Origin of the sequence: Sphingomonas populi (genome assembly GCF_004208535.1) — a bacterium.
Lineage (GTDB): Bacteria > Pseudomonadota > Alphaproteobacteria > Sphingomonadales > Sphingomonadaceae > Sphingomonas > Sphingomonas populi.
The window spans coordinates 35,876-51,506 of the sequence record NZ_SGIS01000020.1 but is presented as its reverse complement, the minus strand read 5'-3'; the positions used below and the strand labels follow the sequence as shown (position 1 = coordinate 51,506).

The following is a 15,631-nucleotide window of genomic DNA, read 5'->3' as shown; positions in this document are numbered from 1 at the left end:
TCATTCAACCGGTTGCGCTTATTTAAATGACAGGTTACGGTTATTGACACTCAAGCTCTGTCATCCATCCAATGGGGAAATTGGAGAGGCGTGAGGTTTGGGATTGGAGGGTGTTGCCGTGTTGCTCGATCATCGTTGCAGGCTGTTCCGCGCCTTCTGAACCCTGTCGGGCGCACCCGGCAAGTTGCCTGAGAACAATGTTCATTCCCAACAGCTGAACGGCTTGCAACGCCGGTGGAGGATCATGCAGAATTACAAAACGCCCTTTCTCTGGATCGACGGCGAGCGGCTGGGTCCGGATCATCGTGCCACGATGCCGGTAGTGAACCCTTCGACGGGGGAGGCGCTCGCCAAGCTGCCGCTGGCCGATGCGGAGGACCTCGACCGAGCCGTTGCCGCGGCGCAGCGAGGTTTTCATATCTGGCGCGCAACGTCCGCGTATGATCGGGCCAAGATCCTCCGGCGGGCCGCCGAACTTCTGCGCGAGCGCAGTGATGAGATCGCAGTTCAGATGACTCTGGAGCAGGGAAAGCCGCTCCACGAGGCCAAAGGCGAGATCGCCGGCACGCCCGACTTCCTGGACTGGGACGCGGACGAAGGGCGGCGCATCTACGGGCGCCTGATCCCGTCGCGGGTACCCCATCAGCGACAGATGGTGATGAAGACGCCGATCGGTCCGGTCGCGACCTTCACGCCGTGGAATTATCCGTTCATGATTCCGGTGCGCAAGATCTCGTCTGTCTTGGCCGCAGGCTGTTCGTGTATCATCAAGCCCGCCGAGGAAACGCCAAACTCGACGCTTGCGATCGCGGAGGCATTTGAGGATGCAGGCTTGCCGAAGGGCGTGCTCCAGGTGGTATTCGGCGTGCCCGCCCAGGTTTCTCAGCACCTGCTGACGCACGCCGGGATCAAGGGCTTTGCCTTCACCGGATCGACCGCAATTGGCGCCGAGCTGGCTAGTCTTGCCGCGCGGCAGGTCAAGCGCTCGGTCATGGAACTCGGCGGCCATGCGCCGATCCTGATCTTCGACGATGCGGATATCGAGGATGTTGCGCAGCTGACCTACGCGCGCAAGTTCCGCAACGGCGGGCAGGGGTGCATTTCGCCGTCCCGGTTCTATGTTCAGGCGCGTAGCTACGACCGGTTCTGCGACCGGGTGGCCGAACTGGTCGGATCGATCAAGGTCGGCGACGGCTTTGCACCGGATACGCAGATGGGGCCGTTGGCGCATGAGCGCCGCGTGCCGTGGATCGAGGCGCTGATCGCCGACGCGGTGAGCAAGGGCGCCCGGCTGCTGTGCGGTGGAAAGCGTGTCGGTGAGATCGGCCACTTTATCACGCCGGCGGTCCTGGCCGACGTGCCTGATGATGCAAGGGTGATGCATGAGGAGCCATTCGGGCCGTTGATCGCCTTGAACAGCTTCACCGACACCGACGATGCGATCGCCAAGGCCAACGCCACCGAGTTCGGCCTCTCGGCCTATTGCTTCACCCGCGACAACGCGACCGCCATCCGCGTCGCCGATGAGATCGAGGCGGGTATGATCGGCATCAACAGCTTTGCGGTAGGCGCGCCGACCTCCATCGCTTCGCCCGAAACGCCGTTTGGGGGCATGAAGGCGTCGGGCTATGGTTCAGAGGGGGGCATCGAGGGTCTCGAACCCTATCTCGACACCAAGTTCGTCAGCCAGTTCTAGGGAGTAAGAGCCGGTGCGGATAGACGTTCACGGACACTATACGGCGCGACCCTTTTACGAGGCGCTGGAAGCCTTGCCGGGCGTGACGGTGGAGAGGCGCCCCGCCGGGGTTCACTTCCTGAAGCGCAACGGGTCGAACTGGCTGCCGTTCTGGGATCGGATGTTCGATCCCGACGATCTGTTGCGCGATATGGACGCAAAGCAGATCGACCGGCGCATCCTGTCGCTCTCGACCCCCAGTGTCTATGAATTTTCACCGGAAGTTCGCATCGCGCTGTGTCGGGCGGAGAACGACCGGATCATCGCGCGGATTGCCGCCGATCCCGATCGGTTGAGCGCGGTTATCACTCTTCCGCTGCCCGACGTCGAAGCTGCCTTGGCGGAGCTGGAGCGGGTGCGGACGGCGCCTGGCGTCGTAGGGCTTTCGCTCGGTTCCAATCTCGATGGCGTCCCTCTTAGCGATATCCGCCTGGAACCGCTCTGGGCGCGACTGAACGAGCTTCGTTTTCCGGTCGTCGAACACCCGATGGTCCCGACCTTCGCTGGCGCAATGGACGAGTTCGCCTTGGGTGTAAGGGTGGGCTTTCTCTACGACACCAGCCTGGCTATGGCTCGTCTGATCTATGCTGGCGTCTTTGAGCGTTATCCGGACTTCCCGTTCGTGGTCGCGCATACCGGTGCGGCTTTTGTCGACCTGCTCGAACGACTCGACAACGGATATCGGAACTATGCCGATTGTCGCGCGCACATCACCCAGCTGCCCAGTAGTTTCGCCAAGCGTTTCTGGTACGATACATGCTCCTTCTACCCGCCGTTCATCGAGATGGTGGGCGGGATCGTCGGTTGGAACCGCATATTGTTCGGGACCGATTATCCGTTTGTCGACCTGGGTGCCGAGCACGTCGCGGCGTTGAACATCGATGATGCCACCCGCGCTGCGGTGCTGGGCGGCAATGCGCAAAAGCTTTGGGCGTTCTAGGCACAAGAGGAGGTCGTTATGGCCACACTGTTTCCCAATGAGTTCGTCTATTCAGGTTTCATGAAGCCGAGCCGGTTCGAAGGAGACATCTTCGAGCTGGAGGTCGAGGGCGAGGTCCCGGCCCATCTCGATGGCACCTTCTACCGCGTCGGTCCCGATCCTGCGTTTCCTGCCAAATCAGGCAAGGACATCGCCTTCAACGGCGACGGCATGGTCACCACCTTCACGTTTCGCGACGGCCATGTCGACTTCAAGTCGAAATACGCGTTGACCGACAAACTGAAGCTGGAGCGTGCGGCACGCCGGTCTCTGTTCGGTGCCTACCGCAATCCCTTCGACGACGATCCTTCCGTACAGGGTCAGATCCGCGGGACCGCCAACACCGGCATCCAGCTGCACGGCGGTCGCCTGCTCGCAATGAAGGAGGACAGTCCGCCATTGGAGATGGACCCGATCACCCTCGATACGGTCGGCTACACCAATTTCGGCGGCAAGCTCACGTCGAAGACCTTTACCGCGCATCCCAAAGTCGACCCAAAGACGGGCGAGATGTTCGCGATAGGCTATGCCGCCAAGGGCGAAGCGACGCGTGACCTTGCCTATTATGTCATCAGTCCGGATGGCGAGATCATCCACGAGGCGTGGCTGGAGGCACCATATTCGGGAATGATCCACGAATTCGTCATCGGCGAGGACTATGTCGCCTTTCCGCTGACCGCGGTGACCAGTGACATCGAGCGTCTGAAGAAGATGGACGTCCACTTCCGCTTCGACCCGTCGAAGGACAGCTATGTCGGCGTTTTGCCGCGTTATGGCCGCGGCGACGAGGTGCGCTGGTTCAGCGGGCCGAACCGCTTCGCCCAGCATTTCGCCAACGGCTTTCAGGAAGGCCGGCGGATGCATCTGGATGCGCCGGTCGCGCACGGCAATGCCTTTCCCTTCTTTCCCGACATCAATGGCGCACCGTTCGATGAGGAGAAGTCGCTGTGCCGGCTTACCCGCTGGACCGTCGATCTGGATGACAACGAGTGTAAGATCGTCGAGACGGTGCTGTCGCCGGCCACCGGCGAATTCCCGATCGTCGACGATCGCTGGCAGGGGCGACCCTACCGCACCCATTTCATGATGGTGCAGACGCCGGGGCAGGCCTTCGCGCAGGGCAAAAAGATGATCTTCCGGACCATCGCGAAGATCGACGTGACGAACGGCGAAACCATCTATCACACCGGCCCGGACGAGGTGATCTTTCAAGAGCCGATCTTCATCCCGCGGTCGCCAGAGGGGCCTGAAGCCGATGGCTATCTTGCCTTCCTCATCACTCACATGACGGGGCAGCAACTTTCCGAGCTGTGGCTGGTCGATACCGCAGACTTCGCAGCGCCGCCCATCGCGAAGGTCAAGCTGCCGATTCGGCTGCGTCCCGGCCTGCATGGCGAATGGTATGAGCGCTCGTTCATCGAACAGCAGGTCCGGATTGGCCGGGCTCGCGCTGGTGCCAATCTGATGACAAGCGACAGGTAAGGCAGGCTAGGAAATAACATGAGGCTTTGCTTGAGCCATCGCTCGGCGGCTTCTACACCGGGGTCGTGCTGCATAACGGGGATTGAGTTTGGCTGAAGCTTCGATACCAGTTCCTGACATTCCCGACATGCGGGAGCGCATCCTGCAGGCGGCGGAAGACCTTCTGCGTCGGCATGGTCCTGCGAAGACGAAAGTCGTGGATGTAGCGCGCCATCTGGGGATGAGCCACGCGAATGTGTACCGGCACTTCAACAGCAAAGCCGACATTCAGGATCTCGTCGCTGCCCGCTGGCTGCGCGGCATCGCCGAACCTCTTTACAGCTTTGTTGCACAGGATGGCCCGTCCGAGGTTCGGCTCCGCGGGTGGGTAGAGGGGCTTATCGCGGTTAAACTGGATAAACTGGCGCGCGATCCAGAGCTGTTCGCCACCTACAATTCGTTAGCCGAAGCCTCACGCAACGTGATCACGGAACACGTTGCGCATTTGCGCGAGCAGATCGCTTCGATCATCGCCGATGGCGTAAAGCGCGGTGAGCTAAAGGTGAATGACATATCACGCGCGGCTCGGGCGATTCATGAAGGAACGAGTCGCTTCCAGCATCCCTATTTCGTCACTCGGGGCGACGCTCGGCCCGATGGCATTGATGCGGTTATGGACTTGCTTATTGCTGGGCTAAAAGCCGGCGTGATTTGAAGCTGCGCTGTCCGGATTCGGTTTATGAACCATAGAACTGTCGCTTCCTGCTGAGAATTTACCCGGCGTTTTCCATTTCGAAGTGACCCGGTCGCGGGCATACGCCACGCTTTCTCGGGCTTGGGTTAAGTCATGGTTTTCTCCTTTCGTGGGTTCGGCGGTGGCGGCGCTTGCCCTGAAGCGGAAGCTGTCATTGTCGGTCTCGACGACGTAGCAGTGGTGCGTGAGCGATCCATGGACGTCATCGTCATCTCGGGATCGCCGAGCACGTCCGCCCACTCGCTGAAGCTGGGGTCGGTGGTGATGATGGCGCTGGTGCGCTCGTATAGCTTGCTGAGCAGATGGAAGAGCATGGCGCCGCTGGGAGGGATGAACGGCAGATATCCAGTCCGTCGAGGATGACGAGGTCGAGGCGGGAGCAGCCGCTCGGCAAGCTGACCCGCTTTGTTTACGGCCTTTCGTGCTACAAACGGGTCCACCAGATCGACGGTAGAGAAGAGCCTCACCTTCACGATGAGCAGAGCCGGCCAGAATAATGTATTTGGCGTCAGTTGGCAAAGCCGCCGGTGTGCAGGCGTTGAGGGCGTTCTCGATTGTAGACCTTCACAATGACTGACGAATCGAAATCATCCGAGCCTACACGAACGAGCCAAGCCGATGCTTCCCACCAGCTGACCAGCCAAAGCCCGGTCCAACAACTTCTTGCCCTGCTCGAGACCGAATATGGGCCACTGCTGACGCGGCTCTCGGCACAACTCCGCTCCCCCGAGGCTGCAGCCGATGCGCTCCACGACGTCTATGTCAAGCTGAGGGCCGACCCGTCCATCGGCTACCTCTACAACCCGCGGGGGTACCTCTACCGGATGGCCATCAATCTCGCAAAGAACCGGAGCCGGAGTGACCGGCACACGGTCAACATCGACGATGCTGGGCTATCCGAGTTTCCGGATAACGCGTCGAACCAGGAATTTGCCGCGCTTGCCACGGATGAAATGCGCCGTGCCCTGCGGGCGCTTCACGCCCTCCCGGCCCAGCGGCAGGCGATATTCCTAGCCAGGTGGCGGGACGAAAAGTCGCAAGGCGAGATTGCCGTCGAGTTCGGCTTGCATAAGCGCTCCATTCAAAAAGAGCTCGCTCGCGCGGAAGCCCATCTCCGAAAGATCCTAGGTCGTCCCAAGCAGCGGTTCTGAAGGCACTCCCTCGATCGATTGATGGGGCGTCCATGTCCGCGTCCTGCGCCCACCTCCAAAAAAATGGGGCGTCTTTTGGTCCGCCAATGTGTCCACCCCTTGGGAATAGTAGGGCTTCCTCCTCGAGCGCGCGACGGCTTCCGCCGCCGCTTTCTGTGGTGGTGGCCGACGGGGGCAGGGCGCTGAGGTTCCCGGCGCGCGCAATCTGTCTCGCAACCCATTGGGAGTCGTCATGGCGACTTATGGAAGCGTGGGCGTGGGCGTCATACCGTGCGCTCGGCCAGAGCAGACTAAAAGACGGTTGGTTCCGGTCGGAAGGCAGCGGCGTTTCGAGGGCGGGAAACGAGATACGAACGCCCGTCCGATCCTCGCCGCCTGGCAGGTTAGCTTGGCCATGCGCACGATGCGGCGCAATCTTGGCAGCGCGATCTCGATCTCGGAAATCGCGTCTCTGTGCCGACTGTCGCTCTGCTATTTCGTGCGCGCTTTCACCAACACGGTTGGGATCGCGCCCTATGCCTGGTTCGTGCAGCAGCGCATCGCGTACGCGAAACGCCTCCTGACCGAGACTGCGCTACCGTTGGCGCAAGTCGCCCTGGAGTGCGGCTTCTCCGACCAAGCGCACTTCACGAAGGCTTTCGCCAAGGCATCGGGCTACACACCTGCAAAATGGCGACGCCGGACTACTTTCCGCGAGGGTGTCTCGGGCTGATCCATGAAGATGCCAGACGGCGGTCGGGCTTATACCAAGTCCTGTAGATCATAACGCATGTGCCCATTTCGGTCGTGCCGGGACCGGGCGAGGCCTGACGTCTCAGTCCACGGCATGGCAGCGCTGGATATAGTCGGCCAGTGAGAGGCCACAGCGTTCAGACAGATATTAAGGGACCCTTGACGGCTTCGTTCAAGGCAAACCTTGGCGGGGCAGGTCGCAGTCGTCTCTACCAAACGACTGCGTCGTCTTTTTTGGCTCAAACCGGCCAATGCGGCGGCGGCCTACTCGAAGCAGCAATAGCCGTGCTCGCAGATCAAGGCGATGGCCTCCTGCTCGTCAGGCGCTTTCACATCGAGAAAATAGCGGCGCAGCGGTGCCCACGGGGCAAGCTCTACGGGCAGGTTGTCGCCCAGCTCTACGGCCGTAAGCGCGCGCAATCGGTCGGAATTGGAGAAAAGCCAAGCGTCCATACCTGCCTCTATTCACGTCGCGCTCCGCAAGCGTCAATTGCCTGGCTGTCCTGGCGACAGCCAGGCACGTCGCGGCTGCGATGGCAACCTCCCGGCCGAACCGGATTCGACGCGAAGGCGGATTTGGGCGATAGGGCGCGCGATGACGACGATCGAAACCTATAGAGCGAATGCTGCGGCCCAGCGCGCGGCAGCCGAAAAAACGAACCTGCCGAACCGGCGCGAGATGCACGAGCGTTCAGCGATCACCTGGGAAACCATGGCCCGTGCTGCCGAGGATACACTCGGCAGGGCTGCCGTGAACCTCGCTTCCAAGGCGAGCGTCGCGGCATGAGCGCGCCGCTTGGCCGCCGGCCAAGCGGTTTGTGAATCCGGATGCACAGCGACTCTTCCCGACCTTGAGCGGAAGCTCGGCGACCTGTGACTGACACACGGGCCCTTGCCCCGGGGGAGCCGAGTCCGTCTGGTCGCAGCCTTCGAGCTGGCATCCGGCAGAATTCCTCTAACCTAGAATGAGCCAGCGTCCGGCTACCGGGCGGAAAAGTCCCCGTGACTGTCCACGATTGCTTCCTCGCTGCAATTGAGCGCACCTTTCCCTATTGCCTTACGGCGCCACGCGGTTGTTGCTTCGGTCGCGGTCCGGCAAAAGATGGTCGGGATCCAGCATGACCGATGCGATGCGCCCGGCTGGTGCCGCGATCACGGGCTTAATCCGCATCCATGTTTCGACCGGCAGCTTGATCCGCGTGGAGTGCCCATCGGCATATTTTACCTCCAGCACCGCCGGCATAACGAGCTTGTCACGGCTCTCGAGCGTGATGCTGGCACCCTTGGCCGAGTCACCATCGGTATAGGCAATGTTCGTCACCGCGAGATCGAGCTGCCAGTTGTTGAAGAACCAGCCCCGCCAGAACCAGCTAAGGTCTTCGCCAGATTCACTCGACATTTCGCGGAAGAAGTCTGACGGGCTGGGATGTTTAAACGCCCAGTCGGCAGTATATTTGCGGAAGGCAGGATCAAACCGGTCCGGGCCAAGGATGACATCGCGCAACAGCCGCAACCCCAACGCGGTCTTGAAATAGCTAACCGAGTGGCGGTATTTTTCGCCCATGACGTCCGGATAGCTCATGATCGGCGGCGCATCTTTGTCGGCCAACAGCGGCAGGATTTCGTCCACCGGATTGCCACCGCCCGGAGCATATTCGCTGTCGCGCTTGGGTCCGAAAACACCGTTCTTGAACTCGTCGCTTTCGAACGTGTCGATGAAGGTGTTGAAGCCTTCGTCCATCCAGGCGTCGCGGCGTTCGTTCGAGCCCACGATCATCGGGTACCATGTGTGGCCGATTTCGTGCGCAGTGATCCAGAACAGCTCCTTGCCCTTATCGGGGATGCCGTCGAACGCCATTCCCGGATACTCCATGCCGGTTGAACCGCCGGCGATGCTCCACGCGGTCGGGTAGGGATAGGTGAACCAGCGCCGCGAGAAATTCTCGACCGAGTCCTTAAGATATTCGGTCGACCGCCCCCAGCGGGCGGCGCCTGCGCTCTCGACCGGATACACGCTTTCCGCCAGCGCGGTCTTGCCGCCGGGCAAGTTCATCCGCGCCGCGTCCCACACGAACGCGCGCGAGGCGGAGAAGGCCACATCGCGGGTGTTGGCGAAGTGATAGCGCCAGGTCTTCTCGGCGTTTGCCGCGGGGCGTCCGCTGTCACGCGTCACTTCGTCGGGCGTGCGGATCATCACCGTGGCATCGCTGCCAGCCGCCTTGGCGAGGCGGGTGCGCTGCAGCGGCGTCAGGACTTCCTCCGCGTTGGTCAGCACGCCGCCGCCGGCGACGATCATGTCGGCGGGTACGGTGATCGCATAATCCACATCACCATATTCGCAGTAGAATTCGGAGCCGAGATAGGGGAGCGTGTCCCAGCCGCGCAGATCGTCATAGACGGCCATGCGCGGGAACCACTGCGCAATATCGAAGATCGTCCCGTTCGGGGTGTCGAGCCACGAGTTGCGACCGCCCCACACGCCTGGGATGGCATAATGGTAGGCAATGCGGAACGTCAGCTTCGTCCCACCGCCCTTGAGCGGCTGGTCGAGCCGGAGGTTCATACGCGTATCGGAGACGACGAACGGGATGTTCACCCAGGCCTTGCCGCGCAGCACTTCCACCGACGCGATGTCATAGCCGTCGCTATGCGCGCCCGCAGCGCGGCCCTTCCGACCGCCGCCGATCGTCGCTGCGCGTGAATCCGCACGATAGATATTCTGATCGAGCTGCATCCACAGGCTCGGCAGGGGATCGGGACTGTTGTTGGTGTAATCGACCGTTTCGGTGGCCGTCAGCGTCTTGCCTGCAGCGTCGATCCGCGCGGTGATCGCGTAGTCGACTCGGTTCTGCCAGTAACCTGGTCCGGGTGCGCCGTTGGAAGAGCGATAGACGTTTACGCCATCCGGCAGCGACTGCGCAGCGAACGCGGCCTTCGGGTCGAAATCGGCGGCTTGCACCGGAGCCGTGTACAGTACCGCAGCAGCGCAGGCGGAACGTAGAATTGCCCGCGAAAAATGATATCTCATCTATGCTCCTACACGTTCGATCGTGCGTGTATCATGACCATTCAGCGGCGCATTGATAGCGGACAAATGCCCATCAGCCCGGATGTCGATCAGGACCGGGTATGCCCTTGGCGGCCAAGCGACGCGAAAGCGGTTCACCGCTCATGCCCGGGGGAGCACTGGCCAAGATCGGATCGCGCAGATCGACCGCGATGACGACTGACCCAGGCACGGCGGCATTGGCGGAAGCGTAAGACGCTGTATTCTGCTATCATGGTGGCAACGCTCGCCTGCTTCGCCTTAAGCGCTTGTCTCGCGGACTGCTCCGTTGCATCTTTTTTTGCTGAAGCAACGGGGAACTCGTGAAAGAGCTCCCCGCCGCAGTTTTCGGCAACATCACGCAGCGGCAGTATCGATTGCCTGCACCATGCCATCGACGTCGGTCAGGAACGGGAGGTGGCCAGTCTGGAGCGAGACGGTCTTCCGCACCGGAACGCGGGCGACCATCTGCGCCTGGAAAGCAGGGCTTATGACCTGATCGAGGCCAGTATGGACATAAATCCGGTCGACTCGGCCGAAGCGTTCGTCGGTGACATGGACGGGCGTGACCAGCGGCGCGGCCGGTTCGTCGAGGATCAGATCGGGGAGCTTGGCCTTCAGCGGCGCGGGACCGTCGTTGACGAAGAGTTCCGCGCGTGCGGCATAGTTCACGATGGCGATACCGCGCTCCTTGCCAATGGTCAGTTGCGGGCCAATCTTCGCGTCGGGATCCTGCTGGGCGAGCGATAGCAGCGAGTCCCCGTCCTGCGGCAGATAGGCCGCGACGAACACCAGCGTTGCGATCTTTTCGGGCACCTGCTCGGCCGCGGCGGCGATGACGATGCCCGCGAAACTGTGGCCGACGAGGATCGCCGGACCCGACACGCTGTTCAGGGCTTTGACGACGGTGTCGCGATAGAGGTGTCAACGGCGGCGCAAAAGTCGGCCACGGGGCGGAGTAAAACCAGGCCAGTGTGGCGCACGCCCGGGGGAGTGGCGTGAGGGCGTAGCCCGAGGGCCACTCCCCCGGGCGTTGGCTCGATTTTCAACGGCCCCTTATTCGAACAGGCACTGGACGGTCCCGCGATCAAGTCGCGATCCAGTGATCCCGATCTTGCCGAGTATGTCGTGGGCGTCGAATGGAAGCGGACATTCGATGCCGACGATCCACGAACCTTCCGGGGCATCTTTGCCAATCAGAATGTCGTTTGCCGCCTTCGCGATCCGGCTACTGTGGATTTTCTGATCCAAGAGTTCGGAGTGGAAGCGGGGGGCTGAGCTGATGCGCTACAAATTGCACAGAGTTGCGCCGAACTCGGAAGGCTGGAGGCGGCCATCTGCTGGACGTTTAGGCAAAGGCGGTGTCGGTGAATATGTGCGCGAGCACGGCTTTGGCCACGAAGATTGGAACTTCAGTTTCGATCTGGCTAGAGAGGGAATAATGCTCGGCTACACCGTGGCCAACCCCGCAAAAAAGTATGTCGGTGAGAAATTTGGGTTAGTTTTGGCCACATACGATGCGGGTGGATGGCGCGCTGCTGGCTACTATGATGGCGCCGAATACCTTGAGACAGGCGACGCAAGACCTTCGGAGCCGTTAATCGAACAGATGGCGAGCGATGTCTTTGAACTATCGGCGTCCGGGCAAGCGCATCCGCGATATGCGGGAATGTCGATAGAGGAAATTGAGAAATCCATTCGACAGGACTTCACTTATTTCAACTGGCGGACTCCCGCTGAGAAGGTCAGGGTGTTCAGGCAACCGCTTCCAATCTCAGGTGACATATTCGCCCCCGGACGCCAGCGCATGGTCACGTCTTATGACCTCACTGAAGAGCAATTCCGGGCGATTGCGGGCACTGAGCCTAGCCTTCCCAGCGCGAGGCCAGAAGAAGGAGAGGAAGAGGGCGAAAAGACCCTGCGGGTGCATAAAAAAAGCGAGCGCAGTGCAAAATTGGTCGCAGCCTTCAAAGCAAGCCTCAACTCTTATGCTTGCGTGGTCTGCCATTTTGATTTCGAAAAGGCATATGGTGCGTTGGGGGCACAATTTATCGAGTGCCACCACACTAAGCCGATTTCGGAGATGACGCCCGGAGACAAGACCAAGATCAGCGATCTATGTGCAGTGTGTTCGAACTGCCATAGGATGCTCCACCGCTCCAATCCGATTCTCGCCCCCGGTGCACTTCGGAAGCTAATGCGCGGGGCATCCCGTTAGTGCCCATAGTAGCATTGAGGACGCGCCAAAACGGGTGAAAATCGCACCTTTCACCCAACTTCATCAAAAAAATTCCACGTTTTACGTGCTTGTTCGAATCCCTCCGTCTCCGCCAAAACCTGTTGAAATCATTGGATTTTTTCTGGTTTTGGGTTTTGCGTCCGGGTCTCCGTCCGGGTTTCCGCGTCGGATTTGGGCGAACTATTGCGGCCAGTTGAGGATCGGCTGCGATGGAATGCGCGGACCTAGGTCGGCGCGACGGTTGGAATCCGGCTAGCTGGTTGAGGATGCCGGTTGGTCCCGCCGCAGAAGCGGAACGGCGCTTTGGGGAGCGTCGACACCAATCACGGCCAGCGACCCATATTATCCCTATGCCCCAACGGGCAGACGGGTTCGCCCGAGTACGAAATGCCCTTCCCGACGATTCGGTGTACCGCAGGGCAGAGATCGACTCAGCCCTGCGCCCCAACCAAACGTAAGATGGGCGCGCTGTCGTCACCGCGAGCCGGCGATGAGAATTTCTTGCGGCCGGTCCGCGGGCGCGGACCGGCTCAACCTCAGGTGGCCGAGCGGCCTGCCTGGTCGAGTTGCTCGAATTCCAAGTCGGATAACGGGATGTCCGAGGCCGCGGCATTCTCTGCGAGATGTGCCGCCTTCGAGGTCCCCGGGATGGGGAGGATCACAGGGCTCCGGCGCAGCAGCCAAGCGATCGCGATCTGCCCCGACGTCGCGCCATGCGCTTGGGCGATCCGATCGAGGACCGATCCGGACTGAGTCAGTCGACCGGCCGCAAGCGGGAACCATGGAATGAACCCGATCCCGTTCGCCTCACAGTGATCGAGCACGTCCTCGCTCGCGCGGTCCGCAAGATTGTAGCGGTTCTGAACGGTTGCGACGGGGAAGATGCGCTGTGCCGCCCGGATTTGCGTAACACCGACTTCGCTCAATCCGGCATGACGGATCACGCCTGTGTCGAGGAGTTGGCGGATCGCTGCGAACTGCTCGCCTGCTGGGACCGCCGGATCTATCCGATGTAGCTGCCAAAGATCGATGCGATCCACTTTGAGCAATTCACGGCTGCGGTGCGCCTGGGCGATCAGATAGTCGGGATCGCCGTGCGGCTGCCACTGGTCCGGTCCCGCCCGTCGTAAGCCAGCCTTGGTCGCAATATGAAGGCCAGCCGCGTAGGGAAATAGCGCCTCGCGGATCAGCGGCTCTGTCACGTCCGGCCCATAACTGTCGGCAGTGTCGATCAGGTTGATCCCAAGCTCAGGCACGCGGCGCAGCGTCTCCAGCGCAGCTTTCCTGTCGTGCGGCGGACCCCACACACCTGGCCCGGCCAGCCGCATCGAACCGAATCCGAGACGGCGGACCGTCATGTCGCCGCCGATCGCGAACGTCTTCGTTTCCATGGTCATGCTCCTCACGCTCCCAGCTTCACGTTCAGGACGCGGCGCTGGGTAAAGTCTTCCATCCCTTCGATCCCGTTTTGCAGGCCGATGCCGGATTCTTTCGCGCCGCCGAACGGCACGTCGAGCGGCAGCGCCATATGCTGATTGACCCAGATCGTGCCGGTCTCGATCTGGCAGGCGACCTTAACGGCGCGGTCGATATCGGCACCCCAGATCGTCCCACCCAGCCCAAAGTCGCTGGCGTTGGCCTGCGCGATCGCCTCGTCGACCTGGTCATAAACCTGAATGGGGAGCACGGGTCCGAATTGCTCCTCCTGGACGAGCCGGGCGCTGTTCGGCAGCCCGGTGACGATGGCCGGCCGAATGAAGTATCCGGAGCCGGTGGGCTCGCCGCCCGTAAGGAACGTGCCGCCTTCGGCGCGCGCGGACTCGATGAATTCGAGAACCTTCTCGTACTGCATCCTATTTTGCAGCGGCCCCATGGTCGTCGCCGGATCCAAGCCGTCGCCAAGAACGGCCGCGTCGGCGCGTTTCGCCAGTGCCTGGGCGAGCGATTGGGCTAGCGCGCGCGGGGCGTAAACGCGTTTTGTTGCGTAGCAGACCTGGCCCGCGTTGATGAACGCTGCGGCGAAAATCTTGTCCGCAACCCACTCGATATCGACGTCGTCGAGGACGATCGCCGCGTCGTTGCCACCGAGCTCGAGCGTGAAGCGCTTGAGCGTTTCCGCCGCCGAGCCGAGCACCTTCTTCCCGGTCGGAGTCGAGCCGGTGAAGCTCACATGGGCGACATCGGGATCGCTTGTGAGGAGGGGACCGAGGTCGTTAGCGTCGACCAGCGTCTGGAACACACCGGCGGGAAAAATATCTGCCGCCAGTTCGCCGAGCATCAACGTGCTTAGGGGTGTCGACGGTGCCGGCTTGGCGATAACGGTATTGCCGGTAATAAGCGCCGGCCCGAGCTTGAACGAAAGCAGGGTCATCGGCCGGTTCCAGGGCATGATGGCGACGACGACACCCTGGGCGTAACGCTGCTCGATGATCCGCTCGTTCGCATTCTCGCGGAGAACTTGATCTTCTAGCCGCTGACCCGCGAAATGCGCGATGGCAGCCATCGCCCGGCCGACCTCGAAACGGCAATCGGCGATCGGGCCGCCGCGTTCACGGGTGAGAGTCTCGGCGATCCGATCGGTATTGGCGGCCATCGCCTCTGCGAAGCGCTCTAGATACGGGCGGCGCCCTTCATAACCGAGTGCCTCCCATCCTTTCTGGGCGCGCTTTGCTGCCGCGATCGCCTTCCCGGCCTGCGCCTTGCTCGCACGGGGCGCCTGCGCGAAGGCGCGGCCGGTCGTCGGATCGATCACATCGATGGTCGACGCACCGTCCGTCAGTACGCCGTCGATCAAAAGGCGGTGGGTCATTGTCCGGTCTCCGAATATCTGTGTTGCAATCGATCGAGCGCGACGCGCCCTGGCTGTCGGGTGTCGTGTGCGCGGCCAGAGCGAACTCATGGCTGGGGCGACGGGTCGGGCACATCGACCATCCCGTGTCCTTCCGCGTGCAGGGCCGCGCGAACGGCGGCACGGTTGCCGACGATGGCCAGCAGCGCGGAGATCCTGGGATAGGGTTCGAGCGAGATGCCGTAGAAACGGGTCCAGCTGGCAATAACGAAGAAATAGGCATCCGCGGCCGTGAAGGTCTCTCCGGTCAGGAACGGCCCGGTCAGATCCTGCTCTGCGACGGTGAGGCGACGATTGATATGGGCCAGCACGAGTGCCCGCATGGCATCGTCAATCTCCCAATTCAGGGGAACGAAGCTCTTATGGAGTTCAGCTGCGGTGAAGCTCTGCCATTCCATGACGCGGTAGCGCGCGATGGAACCAGCCGCCGGCATCAGGTCCTGCCGGCCGGCCCGGTCGCACAGATATTGTGCAAGGACGAGATTCTCAGTGAGGTGGCTCCCATCGTCCAGTTCGAGAAGTGGCACCATGCCGCGCGGTGCCACGGCCCGGTAATCCGTGCCGTCGGGGCGCCGCTTCTGGGTGACGTTGACCACTTCCAGCTCGAACGGGGCCCCGATCTCGCGCAGCACAATGTGAACCGAAAGCGAACTGGCGCCGGGATGCGTGTACAGTTTCACGATCCG

Annotated in this window: 15 protein-coding genes; 8 read left to right on the top strand and 7 right to left on the bottom strand. The window is 61.5% G+C overall.

The features are described from left to right. Positions 1 to 184 precede the first annotated feature (184 nt). From EWE75_RS13855 to EWE75_RS13840, 4 genes are all read left to right on the top strand, one after another. Positions 185 to 1,696 carry an NAD-dependent succinate-semialdehyde dehydrogenase gene (locus EWE75_RS13855; protein ID WP_231708351.1) on the top strand — a complete coding sequence of 504 codons (1,512 nt, stop codon included), beginning with the start codon at positions 185 to 187 and terminating at the stop codon, positions 1,694 to 1,696. Positions 1,697 to 1,709: 13 nt separating this feature from the next. Continuing rightward, entirely contained in the window at positions 1,710 to 2,675 is a 966-nt protein-coding gene (locus EWE75_RS13850; RefSeq protein WP_130158452.1) for an amidohydrolase family protein, read from the top strand. 18 nt (positions 2,676 to 2,693) lie between these two features. Continuing rightward, entirely contained in the window at positions 2,694 to 4,196 is a 1,503-nt protein-coding gene (locus EWE75_RS13845; protein WP_130158450.1) for a carotenoid oxygenase family protein, read from the top strand. 88 nt (positions 4,197 to 4,284) lie between these two features. Next, entirely contained in the window at positions 4,285 to 4,890 is a 606-nt protein-coding gene (locus EWE75_RS13840) for a TetR/AcrR family transcriptional regulator (protein WP_165388383.1), read from the top strand. Between the two features lie 125 nt (positions 4,891 to 5,015). Here EWE75_RS13840 and EWE75_RS25565 read toward each other — a convergent pair whose 3' ends face one another. After that, positions 5,016 to 5,369: an ATP-binding protein gene (locus EWE75_RS25565; RefSeq protein ID WP_282432697.1), complete on the bottom strand. Its 354-nt coding sequence runs from the start codon at positions 5,367 to 5,369 to the stop codon at positions 5,016 to 5,018. Between the two features lie 129 nt (positions 5,370 to 5,498). Here EWE75_RS25565 and EWE75_RS13830 point away from each other — a divergent pair, with 129 nt between their 5' ends. Next, complete coding sequence (locus tag EWE75_RS13830; RefSeq protein WP_130158448.1) at positions 5,499 to 6,080, top strand: RNA polymerase sigma factor; 582 nt, start codon at positions 5,499 to 5,501, stop codon at positions 6,078 to 6,080. Positions 6,081 to 6,474: 394 nt separating this feature from the next. Continuing rightward, positions 6,475 to 6,792, top strand: a complete 318-nt coding sequence (locus EWE75_RS13825; RefSeq protein ID WP_231708355.1) for a helix-turn-helix domain-containing protein — start codon at positions 6,475 to 6,477, stop codon at positions 6,790 to 6,792. Positions 6,793 to 7,076: 284 nt separating this feature from the next. Here EWE75_RS13825 and EWE75_RS13820 read toward each other — a convergent pair whose 3' ends face one another. Then, positions 7,077 to 7,265: a hypothetical protein gene (locus EWE75_RS13820; protein WP_130158446.1), complete on the bottom strand. Its 189-nt coding sequence runs from the start codon at positions 7,263 to 7,265 to the stop codon at positions 7,077 to 7,079. Positions 7,266 to 7,407: 142 nt separating this feature from the next. Between EWE75_RS13820 and EWE75_RS13815 the strand changes: the two genes are divergently transcribed. Then, complete coding sequence (locus EWE75_RS13815; protein ID WP_130158443.1) at positions 7,408 to 7,599, top strand: hypothetical protein; 192 nt, start codon at positions 7,408 to 7,410, stop codon at positions 7,597 to 7,599. A gap of 270 nt (positions 7,600 to 7,869) precedes the next feature. Here EWE75_RS13815 and EWE75_RS13810 read toward each other — a convergent pair whose 3' ends face one another. Next, positions 7,870 to 9,840, bottom strand: coding sequence for a M1 family metallopeptidase (locus tag EWE75_RS13810; protein WP_130158441.1), 1,971 nt, complete (start codon positions 9,838 to 9,840; stop codon positions 7,870 to 7,872). Between the two features lie 375 nt (positions 9,841 to 10,215). Beyond that, on the bottom strand, positions 10,216 to 10,752 hold the full coding sequence (locus tag EWE75_RS13805; RefSeq protein WP_130158439.1) for an alpha/beta fold hydrolase: 537 nt from the start codon (positions 10,750 to 10,752) through the stop codon (positions 10,216 to 10,218). 388 nt (positions 10,753 to 11,140) lie between these two features. Between EWE75_RS13805 and EWE75_RS13795 the strand changes: the two genes are divergently transcribed. Further along, complete coding sequence (locus EWE75_RS13795; RefSeq protein WP_206364769.1) at positions 11,141 to 12,076, top strand: HNH endonuclease; 936 nt, start codon at positions 11,141 to 11,143, stop codon at positions 12,074 to 12,076. Between the two features lie 557 nt (positions 12,077 to 12,633). Here EWE75_RS13795 and EWE75_RS13790 read toward each other — a convergent pair. From EWE75_RS13790 to EWE75_RS13780, 3 genes are all read right to left on the bottom strand, one after another. Beyond that, positions 12,634 to 13,488, bottom strand: coding sequence for an aldo/keto reductase (locus EWE75_RS13790; protein ID WP_130158437.1), 855 nt, complete (start codon positions 13,486 to 13,488; stop codon positions 12,634 to 12,636). An 11-nt stretch (positions 13,489 to 13,499) separates the two neighbouring features. Continuing rightward, entirely contained in the window at positions 13,500 to 14,906 is a 1,407-nt protein-coding gene (locus EWE75_RS13785) for an aldehyde dehydrogenase family protein (RefSeq protein WP_130158435.1), read from the bottom strand. Positions 14,907 to 14,992: 86 nt separating this feature from the next. Then, positions 14,993 to 15,625 carry a glutathione S-transferase N-terminal domain-containing protein gene (locus EWE75_RS13780; RefSeq protein WP_130158433.1) on the bottom strand — a complete coding sequence of 211 codons (633 nt, stop codon included), beginning with the start codon at positions 15,623 to 15,625 and terminating at the stop codon, positions 14,993 to 14,995. Between the last annotated feature and the right edge of the window lie 6 nt (positions 15,626 to 15,631).

Coding starts and splice junctions, on each gene's coding strand:
- EWE75_RS13790 (WP_130158437.1), bottom strand. CDS start 13,488: ATGGAAACGAAGACGTTCGCGATCGGCGGCGACATGACGGTCCGCCGT.
- EWE75_RS13795 (WP_206364769.1), top strand. CDS start 11,141: ATGCGCTACAAATTGCACAGAGTTGCGCCGAACTCGGAAGGCTGGAGG.
- EWE75_RS13815 (WP_130158443.1), top strand. CDS start 7,408: ATGACGACGATCGAAACCTATAGAGCGAATGCTGCGGCCCAGCGCGCG.
- EWE75_RS13830 (WP_130158448.1), top strand. CDS start 5,499: ATGACTGACGAATCGAAATCATCCGAGCCTACACGAACGAGCCAAGCC.
- EWE75_RS13810 (WP_130158441.1), bottom strand. CDS start 9,840: ATGAGATATCATTTTTCGCGGGCAATTCTACGTTCCGCCTGCGCTGCT.
- EWE75_RS13825 (WP_231708355.1), top strand. CDS start 6,475: ATGCGCACGATGCGGCGCAATCTTGGCAGCGCGATCTCGATCTCGGAA.
- EWE75_RS13845 (WP_130158450.1), top strand. CDS start 2,694: ATGGCCACACTGTTTCCCAATGAGTTCGTCTATTCAGGTTTCATGAAG.
- EWE75_RS13820 (WP_130158446.1), bottom strand. CDS start 7,265: ATGGACGCTTGGCTTTTCTCCAATTCCGACCGATTGCGCGCGCTTACG.
- EWE75_RS13785 (WP_130158435.1), bottom strand. CDS start 14,906: ATGACCCACCGCCTTTTGATCGACGGCGTACTGACGGACGGTGCGTCG.